We start from the raw sequence: 16,116 nt of genomic DNA on the forward strand, positions 1-16,116 counted from the left end.
CATGACAGCGAGCCTTTTTTGTTGCGAGCAGAGCCAGCCTAAGGCTGAATGACGACGACAGGCGCGGCAGCGGATGATGCCTCGTCGTCGGTGAGAATGCCGCTGGTCTTCAGCAGGGATGTGAAACGCCCACCGCTCCGGCTCAACTCGTCGAAGGTACCCATCTCCACGATCCGTCCGTCTTCGAGGAAGATCACCTTGTCAGCATCGCGTACTGTCGATAGGCGGTGGGCAATAATGAAGGTGGTACGGTTTTCCCGCAAACGGTCGATGGCGGTCTTTACGCGCGCCTCCGTCTCCACGTCGAGCGCGCTGGTCGCTTCGTCGAGCACCAGGATGGGTGCATTCTTCAGAATTGCCCGCGCGATCGCGATGCGTTGACGCTCCCCGCCGGAAAGGCGATTGCCTCGTTCTCCGACAGACGTGTCGTAACCACTGAGACGGGTTTCGATGAATTCGGCGGCCGCTGCGGCCTCTGCCGCCTTGGCGATGTCTTCTTCGGTCGCTCCCTCGCGACCCAGGCGGATGTTCTCGCTGATCGATCGGTTCAACAGGCCAGCATCCTGGAATACCGTCGCGATCGAATGGCGAAGGGACTTCCGCGTCACTTTTCCGATGTCTTTACCGTCGATCAGGATCTTGCCTGCCTGCGGCTCGTAGACCCGCTGCAGCAGATTGATCAGTGTCGTCTTGCCGGCACCGGTCGGCCCAACGATTGCGACAGTCTCGCCTGCCCTGGCAGTGAAGGAGACGTCGTGGACGCCCTGGCTTGTATTCGCGAAACCGAAGGTAACTTCCCTGAACTCCACTTCCCCGCGAACGTCGCCGAGATCGGCGGCATCGGCGGGCTCGGCGCGTTCCTGGACGGAGTCCTCCAGCGCAAAGAAGTCCTCCAGCTTGGCGCGGGCTTCGAAAATCTGGCTTGCAAACTGCCGCAGCAGGTCGAGGCGTCCGATCAGAAGATTTGCAAAGCCGATGAAGGCGACCACATCGCCGACCCGGATTTCGCCGCGTTGAACCAGAGCTGCGCCAATGACGAGAATGACGCCCATGGAAACCGTCGATGCCGTACGGTTGAGGCCGCTGGCCAGCGCCCACCAATCAAGCACGGGGTATTGTGCGGAAAGAAGATTTCGAGTGTAATCCTTCAGCGCCAGTGTTTCTGCTTCAATCCTGTTGTAGCTATGCAGTACAGATACGTTGCTAATTGAGTCGCTTACATGCGAGAAGACGTTGTGGTAATGACTTTCAACGGACGCCTGACCCTCTTTTGTGCGGTTCATCACGATCTTGCCGATGATCCAGTAGAAAATACTGAGAACACCCAGAACGATGCTGAGACGCCAGTCCATGGAGATCGCGGTCGGGATGAGAAGCAGTAGTGCCACGGCCGTCGCAAGATGGGTGCGCATGAATTCGAGCCAAAGGCTGAACAGCGTTTCGGCAGCTCGCAGCAGCGTATGAAGCGCATTGGAGGTGCCGCGCTGGTGGTGCCAGGAAAGCGGCATCGAAATAATGCGTCCAAAAGCCTCGGTCAGAAGGGTTGCCCGCCGGCCATGAGCGAGACGATCTGCTTCGCGGGCGACCAGCACGTAGGCGACGGTGTTGAACACCCCGAAACCTGCCCAGAGCATAAGCACCGGCGCGACGTCACCGCCCGAAGAAATAGCGTCGATGATGCGTCCGAAAAGAATGGGTTCGGCGATCGTGATCACCGCAAGAACTATGTTGGCCAAAACCACCAGCGTCACGCGGAAGCGGTTAGCAGAAAGGTATTTGAGGGCTCGTATATAAACTTGGAACAGCGTCACCTGCCACTACCTTTTCTTTTCGTTGTATTGCCTGCTGCCTGAATGGCCAAACTTCGTCAACATACATGCCAGCGACAGCCTGAAGCTCGCCTGAACAATGGTTGCGAGTTGAAAAGGTTTCTGCCGCTCCGCCGGAGTGGCTGACGATACGATTGTATGCCGCTCCTATCCAAAATCTAGCGACACAGATTCAACTATTGCTAACTACGGACGTTGATCATCAACATTTGCGGGAGTTGCCGAACAAGGGCAAAGCGCATGGGAAAGGGCTGGGGGCAGCTGTGAGTGTATATCTCATCGTACAGTTTCTGGTTCTGGCTGGCGAAACCAGGACCCCGGACGAGCTGACAAAGCAGCTTGAGGAACTTTTGGCCAATTACTCTTTCGATTTTTATCGGCTTTCACTTCAGCCGAAATCGCCCGGTGGTACAAAGGGTACGGCTCTTGCCAGCCGCTGGCCGAATGGTTGGCGAGATCTATATGCCGCCAAGAAGTATGCGCTTGTTGACCCTGTCGCGAGAATGCTTGCCCTGTCGCATCGACCCTTCCGGTTGCGTGATGCGGTGTCCCGCCAGCGGAGCGACCCAAAACGCACGCGTATGCAGCGAATGATGCAGGACGCCGCCCGTCACGGTGTCACGGATGGATACGTGTTTCCCATTCATGGCCGGACGGGCCTGTTGGGAAGCATGATGGTCGGTGGGCGGCCGGTAGATCTTTCTCCTACGGAAATTGCGCTTTTCGATGCCGTCGCCAAAAAGACCATGTGGCGTTTCCTGGAAGTCCGCGGCTGTGCCTCTGGCATTGAAGGAACCGAAACCCTGGACGCTGACCTGACCCGGCGGGAAATAGACGTCGTCTCATATCTCGCGGAAGGGCTGACATCGCCGGAGATCGCGAAAGCGCTACAGATTTCCAGCCATACTGTAGACTGGTACATCCACGGACTGCAGGAGAAGATGAGTGCAAAAAATCGTCAACACGTGGTGGCACTGGCACTTCGCAAGGGCTTCGTAACCTGAACTACCCGGCCGATGGTCCCGCTGAGCAAGGGAGAAATTGAACTTCCGCAATTATGCAGGTAATGATCTCTTCGCAGTGCAGCATATGCCGTGGTTGATGGAGGAGATCTACCTTGCCTATATCGAAAATACTGGTCGCGAATCGATCCGAGATAGCCATTCGCGTTTTTCGCGCGGCGAACGAACTCGGGATCAAAACAGTTGCGATATGGGCGGAAGAAGACAAGCTCTCGCTGCACCGTTTCAAGGCGGACGAAAGCTATCAGGTCGGACGAGGGCCGCATCTCGAGAGGGACCTTGGCCCGATCGAGAGCTATCTATCGATCCCCGAAGTGATCCGTGTTGCAAAGCTTTCCGGGGCGGATGCCATTCATCCGGGTTACGGACTTCTGTCAGAAAGCCCCGAATTCGTCGATGCCTGCAATGAGGCCGGCATTATCTTCATCGGTCCAAGGCCGGATACGATGCGCCAGCTCGGCAACAAGGTCGCTGCCCGCAATCTGGCGATCTCCGTCGGCGTGCCCGTGGTGCCGGCGACAGAGCCGCTTCCAGACGATATGGCGGAAGTTGCGCGCATGGCGGCCGAGATCGGCTATCCGGTGATGCTCAAGGCCTCCTGGGGCGGCGGGGGGCGCGGTATGCGTGCCATTCGCGATCCCAAGGATCTGGCCAAAGAAGTCATCGAAGCGAAGCGCGAGGCTATGGCCGCCTTCGGCAAGGACGAAGTCTATCTCGAAAAGCTCGTCGAGCGTGCAAGGCACGTCGAAAGCCAGATCCTGGGCGACACGCATGGCAATGTCGTTCACCTGTTCGAGCGCGACTGCTCGATCCAGCGTCGCAACCAGAAGGTCGTCGAACGCGCCCCGGCCCCCTATCTGAACGACGTTCAACGGCAGGAGCTTGCGGCATTTTCGCTGAAGATCGCCGAAGCGACGAACTATGTCGGCGCTGGCACGGTCGAGTATCTGATGGATGTCGACACGGGCAGGTTCTACTTCATCGAGGTCAATCCACGCATCCAGGTGGAGCATACGGTCACGGAAGTCGTGACCGGTATCGACATCGTGAAGGCGCAGATCCACATCCTCGAAGGCTTTGCCATAGGTACGCCGGAATCGGGCGTCCCGGCGCAGGAAAATATCCGTCTCCACGGCCATGCGCTGCAGTGCCGTATCACCACGGAGGATCCGGAGCAGAACTTCATTCCCGACTATGGCCGGATTACCGCCTATCGGTCGGCTGCAGGCTTCGGCATACGCCTTGACGGCGGCACGGCCTATACCGGTGCGATCATTACACGTTTCTACGACCCGCTGCTGGTGAAGGTCACTGCCTCCGGAGGCACGCCGCAGGAGGCCATCAGTCGTATGGACCGCGCCCTTCGTGAGTTCCGCATTCGCGGGGTGGCGACCAATCTGACCTTCCTCGAGGCGATCATTGGTCATCCGAAATTCCGGGATAATTCCTATACGACGAAGTTCATCGACACGACGCCGGAGCTCTTCACGCACGTGAAGCGCCAGGACCGGGCGACCAAGCTGCTTACCTATCTGGCGGATGTCAGCGTCAACGGACATCCGGAGACCAAGGGGCGACCAGCACCTGCAGCGCAGGCAGCGAAGCCGGTAGTACCTTACATCAACGGCCCCATCCCCGAAGGAACGAAACAGAAGCTCGACGCGCTCGGCCCGAAGCAATTTGCCGAGTGGATGCGTGGCGAGAACCGGGTCCTTATTACCGATACGACGATGCGCGACGGCCATCAGTCGCTGCTGGCGACCCGTATGCGGACCTACGATATTGCCCGCGTTGCAGGCGTCTATGCGCGCTCGCTGCCGAACCTGTTCTCGCTGGAGTGCTGGGGTGGTGCGACCTTCGATGTCTCGATGCGCTTCCTTACCGAAGACCCATGGGAGCGCCTGGCGCTCGTCCGGGAAGCTGCGCCCAATCTTCTGCTGCAGATGCTGCTACGCGGCGCAAACGGTGTCGGTTACAAGAATTATCCCGACAATGTGGTGAAGTACTTTGTCCGGCAGGCTGCGAAGGGTGGCATCGACGTTTTCCGTGTCTTCGACTGCCTCAACTGGGTCGAGAACATGCGCGTCTCGATGGATGCGGTACAGGAAGAGAACAAGCTCTGCGAAGCAGCCATCTGCTATACCGGCGACCTTCTCAACAGTGCCCGACCAAAATACGACCTGAAATACTACACAGGCCTGGCAGAGGAACTGGAAAAGGCGGGCGCGCATATCATCGCCGTCAAGGACATGGCCGGCCTCCTGAAGCCGGCTGCTGCCAAGGTCCTGTTCAAGGCGCTGCGCGAGGCGACCGATCTGCCTATCCATTTTCACACCCACGACACCTCGGGCATCTCGGCTGCCACCGTGCTGGCAGCGGTGGACGCCGGGGTCGACGTCGTGGATGCGGCAATGGACGCGTTCTCGGGGAATACGTCGCAGCCGTGCCTTGGTTCGATCGTCGAGGCGTTGTCCGGTTCGGAGCGCGATCCGCATCTCGATCCGGAATGGATCCGCCGTCTCTCCTTCTATTGGGAGGCGGTCCGCAGCCAGTACGCGGCCTTTGAGAGTGACCTGAAGGGGCCTGCGTCGGAAGTCTACCTTCACGAAATGCCGGGTGGCCAGTTCACCAATCTCAAGGAACAGGCGCGTTCGCTTGGTCTTGAGGCACGCTGGCACAAGGTGGCGCAGACCTATGCCGACGTGAACCAGATGTTCGGCGACATCGTCAAGGTCACGCCATCCTCCAAGGTGGTGGGTGATATGGCGCTGATGATGGTGAGCCAGGAGCTGACCGTCGCCGATGTCGAGAACCCGGAGAAGGACATTGCGTTTCCGGAATCGGTCGTGTCGATGCTGAAGGGCGATCTCGGCCAGCCTCCGGGCGGATGGCCGAAGGACCTGCAGAAGAAGGCGCTCAAAGGCGATAAGCCCTATACCGCGGTTCCCGGCTCGCTGCTGCCGCCGGCCGATCTCGATGCGGAACGCAAGGAGGTTGAGACTAAGCTCGAGCGCTCGGTAAGCGACTTCGAGTTTGCGTCCTATCTCATGTATCCGAAGGTGTTCACGGATTTTGCTCAGGCGATCGAGACCTACGGGCCGGTCTCCGTGTTGCCGACCCATGCCTACTTCTACGGTATGGCGGACGGAGAAGAGCTCTTCGCCGACATTGAGCGGGGAAAGACGCTGGTCATCGTCAACCAGGCGGCCAGCGGCACCGATGCAAAGGGCATGGTGACGGTGTTCTTCGAGCTGAATGGTCAGCCGCGCCGCATCAAGGTGCCGGACCGTGCGCATGGCGCCACTGGCGGCGCGGTGCGGCCGAAGGTCGATGGTTCCAATCCCAATCATCTCGGTGCCCCAATGCCGGGCGTCATCTCCACCGTCGCGGTCTCGGCCGGCCAATCTGTGAAGGCAGGTGACGTTCTGCTCTCCATCGAGGCTATGAAGATGGAGACAGCCCTGCATGCCGAAAGGGACGGCACAGTCGCCGAGATCCTGGTGCGGGCCGGCGACCAGATCGATGCCAAGGATCTCCTTCTGGTTTACGGCGAATAGACCGTAAAACTCACAGCCGGCTGTCCTCCAACATAAAATGTGAGCCAGCCGGCCGCTGTTGGTGCTTGCGGCTCTAATCGATTTAAATAAAGTCGCCGCGACTCACGGGATGCGGAAACATGGACATGCCTAGCGGACACGTTGAAGACACTCGGCGTGGATACCTGACACGCGAACGAGTTGGTGTTTCGCTGCTCTTTCTCATGAACGGCTTTCTTGTCGGAGCCTGGGCGCCGAAGATTCCCGAGTATGCCGAGCGCCTTGCGCTGACGGAAAGCGCACTGGGTGTGATGATTCTGGTTTTTGGCCTGGGATCTCTGGTCATGATGCCGATCGCTGGCAGTCAGATCGCAAGATTTGGCTCCAGCACGGTGTCGCGTGTTTCCGCGGTCCTGGTCACGCCGACACTTCTGTTCCTCACTTTGGTCGGAGATATATGGTCGGGGGCCATCGCGATCTTTTTCTTTGGTGGCCTGATAGGAGCCATGGATGTTGCGATGAATGCCAACGCGGTCGCTGTCGAGAAGCACATGCGTCGCGCAATTATGTCCTCCTGTCACGCATTCTGGAGCCTTGGCGGTTTGCTGGGCGCCGCAAGCGGGGGCTATCTGATCGAGCGTCTCGGCGTGTCCGGCCACTCTGTCCTCGTCACGGTAGTAGCGGCACTGATTGTTGCTGCGGCCTGGCAGTTCATCCTCCCGGACGCGCCTCATCCTGAGGAAGTTCATGAGCGCGCGCGCCTGCCGCGCTCGCCGTTGCCGTGGCTGCTCGGCTTGATGGCTCTTTTCTGCATGATCCCGGAAGGGGCCGTGATCGACTGGAGCGCGCTCTATCTGCGCCAGGAGCTGGGCTCTTCCGTGACGGCCTCCGGCTTTGCCTTCGCAGCCTTCTCGCTCACGATGGCGATCATGCGCTTTGCAGGTGACATCGTTCGCGACCGCTTTGGTGCGGTGCGAACACTGCGGGTTTGTGCGGTCGTATCGATCACGGGACTGGTGATTGCCGGCTTTGCTCCCAACGAGGCCTACGCGATCGCCGGCTTCGCCCTGGCCGGGATCGGTATCTCCAATCTCGTCCCGATCGTCTTCTCCGCGGCGGGAAACTTGCCGGGCATGCGGCCGGGCGTCGGCCTTTCGGTGGTAACGACGATGGGCTATTCCGGCATCCTGGTGGCACCATCTGCCATCGGTTTTGTTGCCGAGCATACCGGCCTGGCGATCATCTTTGCCAGTTTGTCGGTCCTGCACATCTTGGTGCTGGTGCTGTCGCCATTGGCGCGGCACGCTGATGGCGTGCGGCACGATTGAAGCTGACGCACTTGCTCGAAAGTGAAGGGGCCAGTGGTTGACAACCACAATTGCATCATCCACCTGAAAGGCATCTTTTCCAGCTTGCGAGAGCCAGATGTCTACACCCATCGACTATGATCCTAAGCCGCGACGCGCGACGGTGGCCGTCGACGTCGGAGGTGTGATTGTCGGTGGCGGAGCGCCTGTCGTCGTCCAGTCGATGACGAATACGGATACTGCCGACATCGACGCGACTGTTGCGCAGGTGGCAGCGCTGCATACGGCCGGCTCGGAGATCGTCCGTATCACCGTGGACCGCGACGAAAGTGCAGCTGCCGTGCCGAAGATCCGTGAGCGCCTGCTGAGGCTCGGCATGGATGTACCGCTCATCGGCGACTTCCATTACATCGGCCATAAGCTGCTTGCCGATCATCCGGCCTGTGCCGAGGCGCTCGCGAAATACCGCATCAATCCGGGCAATGTCGGCTTCAAGGACAAGAAGGACAAGCAGTTCGGCGATATTATCGAGATGGCGATCCGCTACGACAAGCCGGTACGCATCGGCGTCAACTGGGGGTCTTTGGACCAGGACCTGCTGACGACGCTGATGGACCGCAATTCGGAAGCAGGCTCTCCCCTGTCGGCACGCCAGGTCATGCACGAGGCGATCGTGCAGTCGGCGCTGATCTCTGCCGAGCTTGCGGAAAGCATCGGCCTGCCGCGAAACCGCATCATCCTGTCGGCCAAGGTCAGCCAGGTGCAGGATTTGATCGCATGCTATTCGATGCTGGCCGAGCGCTCAAATCACGCGCTGCATCTTGGGCTCACCGAAGCCGGCATGGGTTCGAAGGGCATCGTCGCGTCATCTGCGGCCATGGGTTATGTCCTGCAGCACGGGATTGGCGACACGATCCGCGTTTCACTGACGCCGGAACCGAACGGTGACCGCACGCGTGAAGTGCAGGTCGCGCAGGAAATCCTGCAGGTGATGGGCTTCCGTCAGTTCATTCCCGTCGTTGCGGCATGTCCCGGCTGCGGTCGCACAACATCGACCGTCTTCCAGGAGCTGGCTCAGCGGATCCAGGAGGACATTCGCAAGAACATGCCGGTCTGGCGTGAGAAGTATCCCGGCGTCGAAGCCCTCAACGTCGCTGTCATGGGCTGCATCGTCAACGGGCCGGGCGAGAGCAAGCATGCCGATATCGGCATTTCGCTTCCCGGCACGGGCGAAAGTCCTTCGGCCCCCATCTTCATCGACGGCAAGAAGGCGATGACGCTACGCGGGCCGAACATAGCATCGGACTTCGAAAAGCTGGTGATCGATTATATCGAGCAGCGCTTCGGCCACCGTTCGGCTGCCGAATAACACCGGCTGTCCCCGTATCGCCGTAATTTGTGGTAAATGACGACTCACCACAGATGACGGGGATTTCGATTCGGATGATTAAGAAACTCGCATTCGTCGCGCTTGCCGCGACCTATCTTTCCGCATGCACCACGACTGACCCTTATACAGGGCAGCAGAAGATGTCGAACACGGCTGGCGGTGCTGCCATCGGTGCGGGCCTCGGTGCGCTCGGCGGCCTCGTTGTTGGCGGCGGCGACAAGGGTCGCAATGCTCTGATCGGCGCTGCGATCGGCGGCCTCGCCGGTGGCGCGATCGGAAACTACATGGACAACCAGGAAGCCGAACTGCGACAACAGCTGCAGGGAACCGGCGTCTCGGTGACCCGCGCAGGCGACCGCATCATCCTCAACATGCCGTCGAACATCACATTCGGAACGGATCAGGATCAGGTCATTCCGCCGTTCTATGCGACACTCGATTCCGTGGCGATCGTCCTGAACAAGTTCGGCAAGACCTATATCGACGTTAACGGTCACACCGACTCGACCGGAAGCGTGCAGCACAACCAGGGCCTGTCGGAGCGCCGCGCAGCCTCGGTCGCCAACTATCTGGGTAGCCGTGGTGTCGACCAGCGCCGCATCTCGACAATGGGCTTCGGTCCGTCGCAGCCGGTTGCCTCGAATGCAACGCCGGAAGGACGTGCGCAGAACCGTCGCGTCGAAGTTTCGATTGCGCCGATCGAGCAGAACTGATTTCCACATGATAAGGACGAGCCGTCAGATACGGCTCGTGCTTATCTCTTTCGGTCTGCGATGAAGCGCGCGGTTTCCTGCAGCACGACAGCACGTTCGCCGAAGTCGGACAGCAGTTCCACGGCTTCGCGAGCAAGAGCCGCGAGACGCTCCTCCGCCCAGGCTGGCCCATGCAGTGCCACCAGCGTTCCCTTACCGCGTGCGGCATCCTTGCCGGTCGCCTTGCCCATCGTCTCGGCGTCAGCAGTTACGTCGAGAAGGTCGTCGGCGAGTTGAAAGGCGAGGCCGATCTTCTGCCCGAAGGTCCGCAGTCGCTGCCGGTCTTCAGTACCTGAGCCAGCAACAATGGCGCCGGCTTCGCAGGCAAAGCGCAGAAGTGCTCCCGTCTTCATCGCCTGAAGCGTCAGGATACCTTTTTCGTCCGGGGCATCTTTTTCGGCGGCCAGATCGAGCGCCTGTCCGCCAGCCATGCCGCCGATGCCTGATGCCCGCGCCAGTGCCAGAACCAGCTCAGTCTTCTGCCTGTCCGCAAGCCTGGTCTCGGGCGCTGCAATGATGTCGAAGGCATAGGTCAGCAGACTGTCGCCGGCGAGGATAGCGGAGGCCTCATCAAACGCCTTGTGCACCGTCGGCCGGCCGCGGCGCACATCGTCGTCATCCATGGCTGGCAGATCGTCGTGGACCAAAGAGTAGCAATGCACACACTCGAGCGCCGCGCCGACGCGCGCCGCCACTTGCGGATCGCCCCCGAGAAGGGACGCGCTCTCCTGAACCAGGAAGGGACGTAGCCGCTTTCCACCGTTCAATGTTCCATAGCGCATCGCGGCCAGCAGAGACGCGGGGCGAGTAATTTCCCCCGGCAGACAAGTATCGGCAAGGAGAGACGAAAGCAGCGCTTCCATCCGTTTCCCGCTTTCAGTCAAATGTTGTTCGAATGCGATCATGGTCGTTGTCATGATGGTTGTTTGGCATGCGCGGCATACACACGCAACGGCCATTCGCGCTTGCGGTAACTTTCAGTCTATCCACTGGTCAGATCCGATACCAAAGGCTAAGAAACGCCGGACGAACGAGGCGAATGTGGACGTTGCACCCGAAGGACGCGCAGAAGAGGGAGAGGCGGAATTGAGCCGCAGCAGACGGACATCGTTTGCCGGACCGTTGCGCCGACTGGTCCTGATCGGTCTGGTGCTCCTGGTCGCGCCCTATGTGCTGATCCTTCTCTACACTCCGTTTTTTATGCGTCCGATCTCGACCTTGATGGTTGCTGACCTGGTCTTGCTGCAGGGCTATGACCGGCGCTGGGTAAGCCTGGACGAGATCTCTCCCAATCTCGTCCGTTCGGTGATGATGTCGGAGGACGGGCAGTTCTGCCGCCACGGCGGCGTGGACTGGGGGGAGATGAAGGCGGTAGTCGAAGGAGCGCTCGGCGGCGAGACCACGCGTGGCGCCAGCACAATCCCGATGCAGACCGCCAAGAACCTGTTCCTATGGAACGGCCGCTCCTTTGTCCGAAAGGGACTTGAGCTTCCGCTGGCTATTGCAGCCGATTTCGTGTGGTCGAAACCTCGCCTGATGGAAATCTATCTGAACATCGCCGAGTGGGGCCCCGGAATCTACGGTGCGGAGGCCGCAGCCCAACATCATTTCGGGGTGTCGGCGGCGGATCTCACGCGCAGGCAGGCGGCGCTTCTGGCGGCGGCACTGCCAAACCCCATTGAACGCGTAGCCGGAAAGCCAGGTAGGGGCATGCAGCGTATTGCAGGTGTAGTAGAGCGGCGGGCGCGCAATTCAGGCGATTACATCACCTGCATTTATGAATGAGGTTCAGACTTTTCATTGGTCGTCGTTTCTGAAGCCGCTAAATGGTACAGGATCAGGAGAACCAGTATGGAAAAGCTCACCCTCTACATCGGCAACAAGAATTACTCTTCCTGGTCATTGCGGCCCTGGCTTGCCTTGACTGCTGTCGGGGTCCCCTTTGAGGAGGTACTCATCCCGTTTGATTTTCCGGATGGGAATCCACGGTTTCGCGAGGTTTCGCCCACGGGCCGTGTGCCGGTTCTCCATCATGGACAGGTACGGGTATGGGAATCCCTTGCAATCATCGAGTATGCGGCAGAGCTTTTCCCCGACCATGGAATGTGGCCGACCGCGGTCGGTGATAGGGCCGTCGCGCGTTCGATCTCGATGGAAATGCTCGCGGGCTTCCGTGCCTTGCGGGGAGCCTGCCCCATGAACATGCGTCGACCGAAGCGAAGGATTGAGCTGCCGGAAGGCGTGGAGGATGATGTGGCACGGATCGCTTCGATCTGGAAGGAATGCGTCGCCAGATCCGGCGGCCCCTATCTTTTCGGCAGGTTCTCAGCGGCCGATGCCATGTATGCGCCGGTCGTCAACCGGTTCAAGATCTACGATCTGGTGGAAGATCCAGCCGTACTCGATTACATGTCCGCAGTCGAAGCTCATCCCGCCTGGCTGAAATGGCAGGAAAGTGCCCTTGCGGAGACTTGGATCGTTCCGGAAGATGAGGCTTAGCGGAAATTTTGCGGTGGGGACTGGTCAACAAGACAATCGCCATGTATAAGCCGGCCAAATTTCCGAGATAGAGACATGTCCAGTTCGGCTAGAGTTCCGGCCGGGGATCATGTTTTGCACGAAAGTGGAGTAACGAAAATGGCTGTACCGAAGAGAAAAACGAGCCCGTCGAAACGCGGTATGCGCCGTTCGGCTGATGCGCTGAAGGCTTCGACCTACGTTGAAGACAAGAACTCCGGCGAACTGCGCCGCCCGCACCACATCGACCTGAAGACGGGGATGTATCGCGGTCGTCAGGTTCTGACGCCGAAGGAAAGCGCATAATCGCTTCCAATATCTGAACAAAAAAGGCCGGGAAACCGGCCTTTTTTGTTGCCTGGCGAAGAGACGTCAGAGAGAATCCAGTCTGCTCTGCAGGCTGCGTAGCTGTTCCTTCAGGTCTTCGATGTCCTTGGAGTCTGACTTCTTCGAGGGAGGAGCGGCCTGCTGCGCCCCGAATGGCGAGAACATCTGCATCGCCTGACGGAAAACCTCCGTGTTGCGCCGAACCTGCTCTTCCATCAATTGTATTGGCGCTTGCAGGTTCTTCGTCAGAGGTGTCTCGCCCAATGCCCGCGTCATCTGCTCGCGCATCTGTGCCTGCTGTTCACTGAACGAATGCATCGAGTGTTCGAGGAAGGTCGGCACGACCATCTGCATCTGATCTCCGTAGTAGGAGATGAGCTGGCGCAGGAACGAGATCGGAAGCAGAGTGTTTCCCGTTTTTGACTCCTGCTCGAAGATGATCTGCGTCAGTACCGAATGGGTGATGTCCTCTCCGGTTTTTGCGTCCTGGACGATAAATTCCTCGCCCTTCTTCACCATCTTCGCCAGATCCTCCAACGTCACATACGTGCTCGTGCCCGTATTATAAAGCCGTCGGTTGGCATACTTCTTGATGACGATTTCGCCTTCGTTTTTGGCCATTTTTTGCCTCCTCGCCTCGTCCCTTGGTTATCGGACCGGGCTCTCCCACCCGAAATGTAAGCTTAAACAGGAGCGGCTGACAATGGAATTTTGTGCGGCGCGGTGTGAGCATATACCGCGCAGCAAAAGCCGCACAATGCAGGTCTCTAAAAAAGCTAATGCTTAGGTGGTTTGACTTCGGTCACAAGCTTTGCCAGTCTTTTAGAAAATACGAATAGCGAGGAGACATCAGTGCCCAATCCTTCGATTGTAATCGCCTCTGCCGCACGAACGGCGGTCGGATCGTTCAACGGCTCCTTTGCCAATGTGCCTGCTCACGATTTGGGAGCTGCGGCGATCGAAGGCGCCTTGTCTCGCGCCGGTGTCGATGCAGGTGAGGTGGACGAGGTTATTCTCGGGCAGGTGCTTTCGGCCGGTGAAGGGCAGAACCCGGCCCGCCAGGCGGCGATGAAGGCCGGCATTCCTCAGGAAGCGACGGCGTGGGGCGTCAACCAGCTCTGCGGATCGGGTCTGCGTGCGGTTGCAATCGGCATGCAGCAGATTGCGCTCGGCGATGCGCGGATAGTGGTTGCCGGCGGCCAGGAATCCATGTCCATGGCGCCGCACTGCGCCCATCTTCGCGGAGGGGTAAAGATGGGCGACATGAAGATGATCGATACGATGATCAAGGACGGTTTGACCGATGCTTTCCATGGCTATCACATGGGCATCACGGCCGAGAATGTGGCGCGGCAGTACCAGCTGTCGCGCGATGAGCAGGACCAATTCGCTGTGCAGTCCCAGAACAAGGCCGAGGCTGCCCAAGCAGCCGGGCGCTTCAGGGACGAAATCGTGCCTTACGTGGTGAAAGGCCGGAAAGGCGACGTGACTGTGGATTCCGACGAGTATATCCGCGTCGGCGCGACCCTGGACAGCATGACCAAGCTGCGTCCTGCCTTCGACAAGGAAGGTACCGTGACGGCCGGCAATGCATCGGGCATCAATGATGGTGCTGCGGCGGCGGTCCTGATGACGGAAGAAGAGGCGGTGCGCCGTGGGATTACTCCGTTGGTGCGGATCGTGTCCTGGGCAACGGCCGGCGTCGATCCGCAAATCATGGGAACGGGGCCTATCCCGGCGTCGAGAAAGGCGCTTGAGAAGGCGGGCTGGAGGCCGGCAGACCTTGACCTCGTCGAAGCGAACGAAGCCTTTGCCGCCCAGGCCTGTGCCGTAAACAAGGAACTTGGATGGGACCCGTCCATCGTGAATGTCAACGGTGGCGCCATTGCCATCGGCCATCCGATTGGGGCTTCCGGCGCTCGAATCCTGAATACGCTTGTCTTCGAGATGAAGCGGCGCGGCGCGAAGAAGGGGCTGGCGACGCTCTGCATCGGTGGCGGAATGGGCGTTGCCATGTGCGTGGAGGCGATGTGAGGACGTAAAGTCGCTGCCTCAGCGCGAGGCAGTGGCCGTCTTCCTTGAATGCCGCCGCGCGGGCGATCGCGATCGGCCAGTGTAAATGCAAGGAAGGGGAGGTCTCATGAGCAGGGTTGCATTGGTTACTGGTGGCACGCGCGGCATCGGCGCGGCAATTTCCATAGCTCTCGGCGCGGCTGGTTACCGTGTCGCGGCCAATTTCGCCGGAAACGAGGAGAGGGCACGATCCTTCGGCGAGGAAACCGGCATTCCCGTCTTCAAATGGGATGTCTCCAGCTACCAGGCCTGCGCCGAGGGGGTTGCCCGGATAGAGGCTGAACTTGGCCCTGTCGAGGTCCTCGTGAACAACGCGGGCATTACCCGGGACGCCATGTTTCACAAGATGACGCCGGATCAGTGGAATGAAGTCATCGCGACCAACCTGACCGGCCTCTTCAATACCACCCATAACGTCTGGGCGGGCATGCGTGACCGGAATTTCGGGCGCATCATCAACATCTCGTCGATTAATGGTCAGAAGGGGCAGATGGGCCAGGTCAACTATTCTGCCGCCAAGGCGGGCGACCTCGGCTTCACCAAGGCACTGGCGCAGGAGGGTGCCGCCAAGAACATCACGGTCAACGCCATATGCCCAGGTTACATCGCCACGGAAATGGTGAAGGCAATTCCGGAGACTGTCCTGAAGGAACGTATCATTCCCCAGATACCGGTTGGTCGCTTGGGAGAGCCGGAGGAGATTGCGAGATGCGTAGTGTTCCTGGCCTCCGACGATGCCGGATTCATTACTGGCTCGACGATGACGGCAAACGGTGGCCAGCACTTCGTGTGAGCCTGTCTTTGTTCGCCGCTTCACACTAGAACAAAAAAATGGCGCCGGCAGAATCGGCGCCATTTTTCGTCATAGATGGATGCTTAGCGGCAACGCGCTTCGTAAGTCCGGCCATAACGGTCGCGATAGACGCAGTAGCCGGAACGTTCCTGAGAGGCGCCGACCAGGGCACCCACTGCGCCGCCTGCTACGGCGCCAACAGCGGCACCACCCCAGCTGTTCGTTGCGACTCCGCCGATGACCGCGCCGGTGCCGGCGCCGATGGCAGTGCCGCGCTCGGTAGAGGTGCAGGATGCGAGAGAGCCGATAAGGGCTGCGGCGAGCAAGATCTTCTTCATGTTTCTTCCTTCCCGTTTAGATGAGCGTTTTATTTATATCCTGCCCATGAGCAGGAGTATGATGACGATAACAAGGACGAGTCCCAGGCCTCCTGATGGTCCGTATCCCCAACTGCGGCTGTGACCCCAATTTGGCAGGGCGCCGATCAGCAACAGTATGAGTATGACCAGCAACACCGTTCCGAGCATATGTGTTCTCCGATCCATGATCTGCCAGAATGCGGGAACAAAC

General features: G+C 59.3%; 15 protein-coding genes. 10 read left to right on the forward strand and 5 right to left on the reverse strand.

From position 1 onward, the window contains the following. Window positions 1–38 precede the first annotated feature (38 nt). Entirely contained in the window at window positions 39–1,811 is a 1,773-nt protein-coding gene (locus LH464_RS07145; RefSeq protein WP_226785681.1) for a glucan ABC transporter ATP-binding protein/ permease, read from the reverse strand. A 101-nt stretch (window positions 1,812–1,912) separates the two neighbouring features. On the opposite strand from LH464_RS07145, the gene LH464_RS07150 reads away from it, so the two are divergent. The 5 genes from LH464_RS07150 to LH464_RS07170 all read left to right on the forward strand — a co-directional run bounded on the left by LH464_RS07150 (window position 1,913) and on the right by LH464_RS07170 (window position 9,797). Then, a complete protein-coding gene (locus LH464_RS07150) occupies window positions 1,913–2,833 on the forward strand; it encodes a helix-turn-helix transcriptional regulator (protein WP_226785682.1) in 921 nt (306 codons plus the stop codon). Between the two features lie 113 nt (window positions 2,834–2,946). Further along, window positions 2,947–6,408, forward strand: coding sequence for a pyruvate carboxylase (gene pyc / locus LH464_RS07155; RefSeq protein ID WP_226785683.1), 3,462 nt, complete (start codon window positions 2,947–2,949; stop codon window positions 6,406–6,408). 119 nt (window positions 6,409–6,527) lie between these two features. Continuing rightward, window positions 6,528–7,715, forward strand: a complete 1,188-nt coding sequence (locus LH464_RS07160; protein WP_226785684.1) for an MFS transporter — start codon at window positions 6,528–6,530, stop codon at window positions 7,713–7,715. A 97-nt stretch (window positions 7,716–7,812) separates the two neighbouring features. After that, entirely contained in the window at window positions 7,813–9,063 is a 1,251-nt protein-coding gene (gene ispG / locus LH464_RS07165) for a flavodoxin-dependent (E)-4-hydroxy-3-methylbut-2-enyl-diphosphate synthase (RefSeq protein WP_226785685.1), read from the forward strand. Between the two features lie 74 nt (window positions 9,064–9,137). After that, the gene (locus LH464_RS07170) at window positions 9,138–9,797 is read left to right on the forward strand and encodes an OmpA family protein (protein WP_226785686.1); all 660 of its coding nucleotides are present in this window, start codon (window positions 9,138–9,140) and stop codon (window positions 9,795–9,797) included. 41 nt (window positions 9,798–9,838) lie between these two features. Here the strand turns inward: LH464_RS07170 and LH464_RS07175 are convergent, their stop codons facing one another. Continuing rightward, on the reverse strand, window positions 9,839–10,741 hold the full coding sequence (locus tag LH464_RS07175) for a polyprenyl synthetase family protein (RefSeq protein WP_390624935.1): 903 nt from the start codon (window positions 10,739–10,741) through the stop codon (window positions 9,839–9,841). A 181-nt stretch (window positions 10,742–10,922) separates the two neighbouring features. On the opposite strand from LH464_RS07175, the gene mtgA reads away from it, so the two are divergent. From mtgA to rpmF, 3 genes are all read left to right on the forward strand, one after another. Next, window positions 10,923–11,621: a monofunctional biosynthetic peptidoglycan transglycosylase gene (mtgA, locus tag LH464_RS07180; RefSeq protein ID WP_226785688.1), complete on the forward strand. Its 699-nt coding sequence runs from the start codon at window positions 10,923–10,925 to the stop codon at window positions 11,619–11,621. A 66-nt stretch (window positions 11,622–11,687) separates the two neighbouring features. Beyond that, a complete protein-coding gene (locus LH464_RS07185; protein ID WP_226785689.1) occupies window positions 11,688–12,335 on the forward strand; it encodes a glutathione S-transferase family protein in 648 nt (215 codons plus the stop codon). A 138-nt stretch (window positions 12,336–12,473) separates the two neighbouring features. Beyond that, window positions 12,474–12,659: a 50S ribosomal protein L32 gene (rpmF, locus tag LH464_RS07190; RefSeq protein WP_006724402.1), complete on the forward strand. Its 186-nt coding sequence runs from the start codon at window positions 12,474–12,476 to the stop codon at window positions 12,657–12,659. 66 nt (window positions 12,660–12,725) lie between these two features. Here the strand turns inward: rpmF and phaR are convergent, their stop codons facing one another. Next, window positions 12,726–13,301: a polyhydroxyalkanoate synthesis repressor PhaR gene (phaR, locus tag LH464_RS07195; RefSeq protein WP_226785690.1), complete on the reverse strand. Its 576-nt coding sequence runs from the start codon at window positions 13,299–13,301 to the stop codon at window positions 12,726–12,728. A gap of 231 nt (window positions 13,302–13,532) precedes the next feature. Here phaR and LH464_RS07200 point away from each other — a divergent pair, with 231 nt between their 5' ends. Then, the gene (locus tag LH464_RS07200; RefSeq protein WP_226785691.1) at window positions 13,533–14,714 is read left to right on the forward strand and encodes an acetyl-CoA C-acetyltransferase; all 1,182 of its coding nucleotides are present in this window, start codon (window positions 13,533–13,535) and stop codon (window positions 14,712–14,714) included. 106 nt (window positions 14,715–14,820) lie between these two features. After that, window positions 14,821–15,546, forward strand: a complete 726-nt coding sequence (phbB, locus tag LH464_RS07205; protein ID WP_226785692.1) for a beta-ketoacyl-ACP reductase — start codon at window positions 14,821–14,823, stop codon at window positions 15,544–15,546. 83 nt (window positions 15,547–15,629) lie between these two features. On the opposite strand, the gene LH464_RS07210 is transcribed toward phbB, so the two are convergent. Beyond that, on the reverse strand, window positions 15,630–15,884 hold the full coding sequence (locus tag LH464_RS07210) for a YMGG-like glycine zipper-containing protein (protein WP_226785693.1): 255 nt from the start codon (window positions 15,882–15,884) through the stop codon (window positions 15,630–15,632). A gap of 33 nt (window positions 15,885–15,917) precedes the next feature. Then, window positions 15,918–16,073: a DUF3309 family protein gene (locus tag LH464_RS07215; RefSeq protein WP_226785694.1), complete on the reverse strand. Its 156-nt coding sequence runs from the start codon at window positions 16,071–16,073 to the stop codon at window positions 15,918–15,920. Window positions 16,074–16,116 lie beyond the last annotated feature (43 nt).

This window comes from Pseudorhizobium xiangyangii (assembly GCF_020531965.1).
In the GTDB taxonomy this organism is placed as follows: domain Bacteria; phylum Pseudomonadota; class Alphaproteobacteria; order Rhizobiales; family Rhizobiaceae; genus Neorhizobium; species Neorhizobium xiangyangii.

Bases quoted from the DNA above. Each gene is read 5' to 3' on its own strand.
- LH464_RS07160 (WP_226785684.1), top strand. From the start codon at position 6,528: ATGGACATGCCTAGCGGACACGTTGAAGACACTCGGCGTGGATACCTG.
- ispG (WP_226785685.1), top strand. From the start codon at position 7,813: ATGTCTACACCCATCGACTATGATCCTAAGCCGCGACGCGCGACGGTG.
- LH464_RS07170 (WP_226785686.1), top strand. From the start codon at position 9,138: ATGATTAAGAAACTCGCATTCGTCGCGCTTGCCGCGACCTATCTTTCC.
- LH464_RS07175 (WP_390624935.1), bottom strand. From the start codon at position 10,741: ATGATCGCATTCGAACAACATTTGACTGAAAGCGGGAAACGGATGGAA.
- LH464_RS07185 (WP_226785689.1), top strand. From the start codon at position 11,688: ATGGAAAAGCTCACCCTCTACATCGGCAACAAGAATTACTCTTCCTGG.
- rpmF (WP_006724402.1), top strand. From the start codon at position 12,474: ATGGCTGTACCGAAGAGAAAAACGAGCCCGTCGAAACGCGGTATGCGC.
- phaR (WP_226785690.1), bottom strand. From the start codon at position 13,301: ATGGCCAAAAACGAAGGCGAAATCGTCATCAAGAAGTATGCCAACCGA.
- phbB (WP_226785692.1), top strand. From the start codon at position 14,821: ATGAGCAGGGTTGCATTGGTTACTGGTGGCACGCGCGGCATCGGCGCG.
- LH464_RS07210 (WP_226785693.1), bottom strand. From the start codon at position 15,884: ATGAAGAAGATCTTGCTCGCCGCAGCCCTTATCGGCTCTCTCGCATCC.
- LH464_RS07215 (WP_226785694.1), bottom strand. From the start codon at position 16,073: ATGCTCGGAACGGTGTTGCTGGTCATACTCATACTGTTGCTGATCGGC.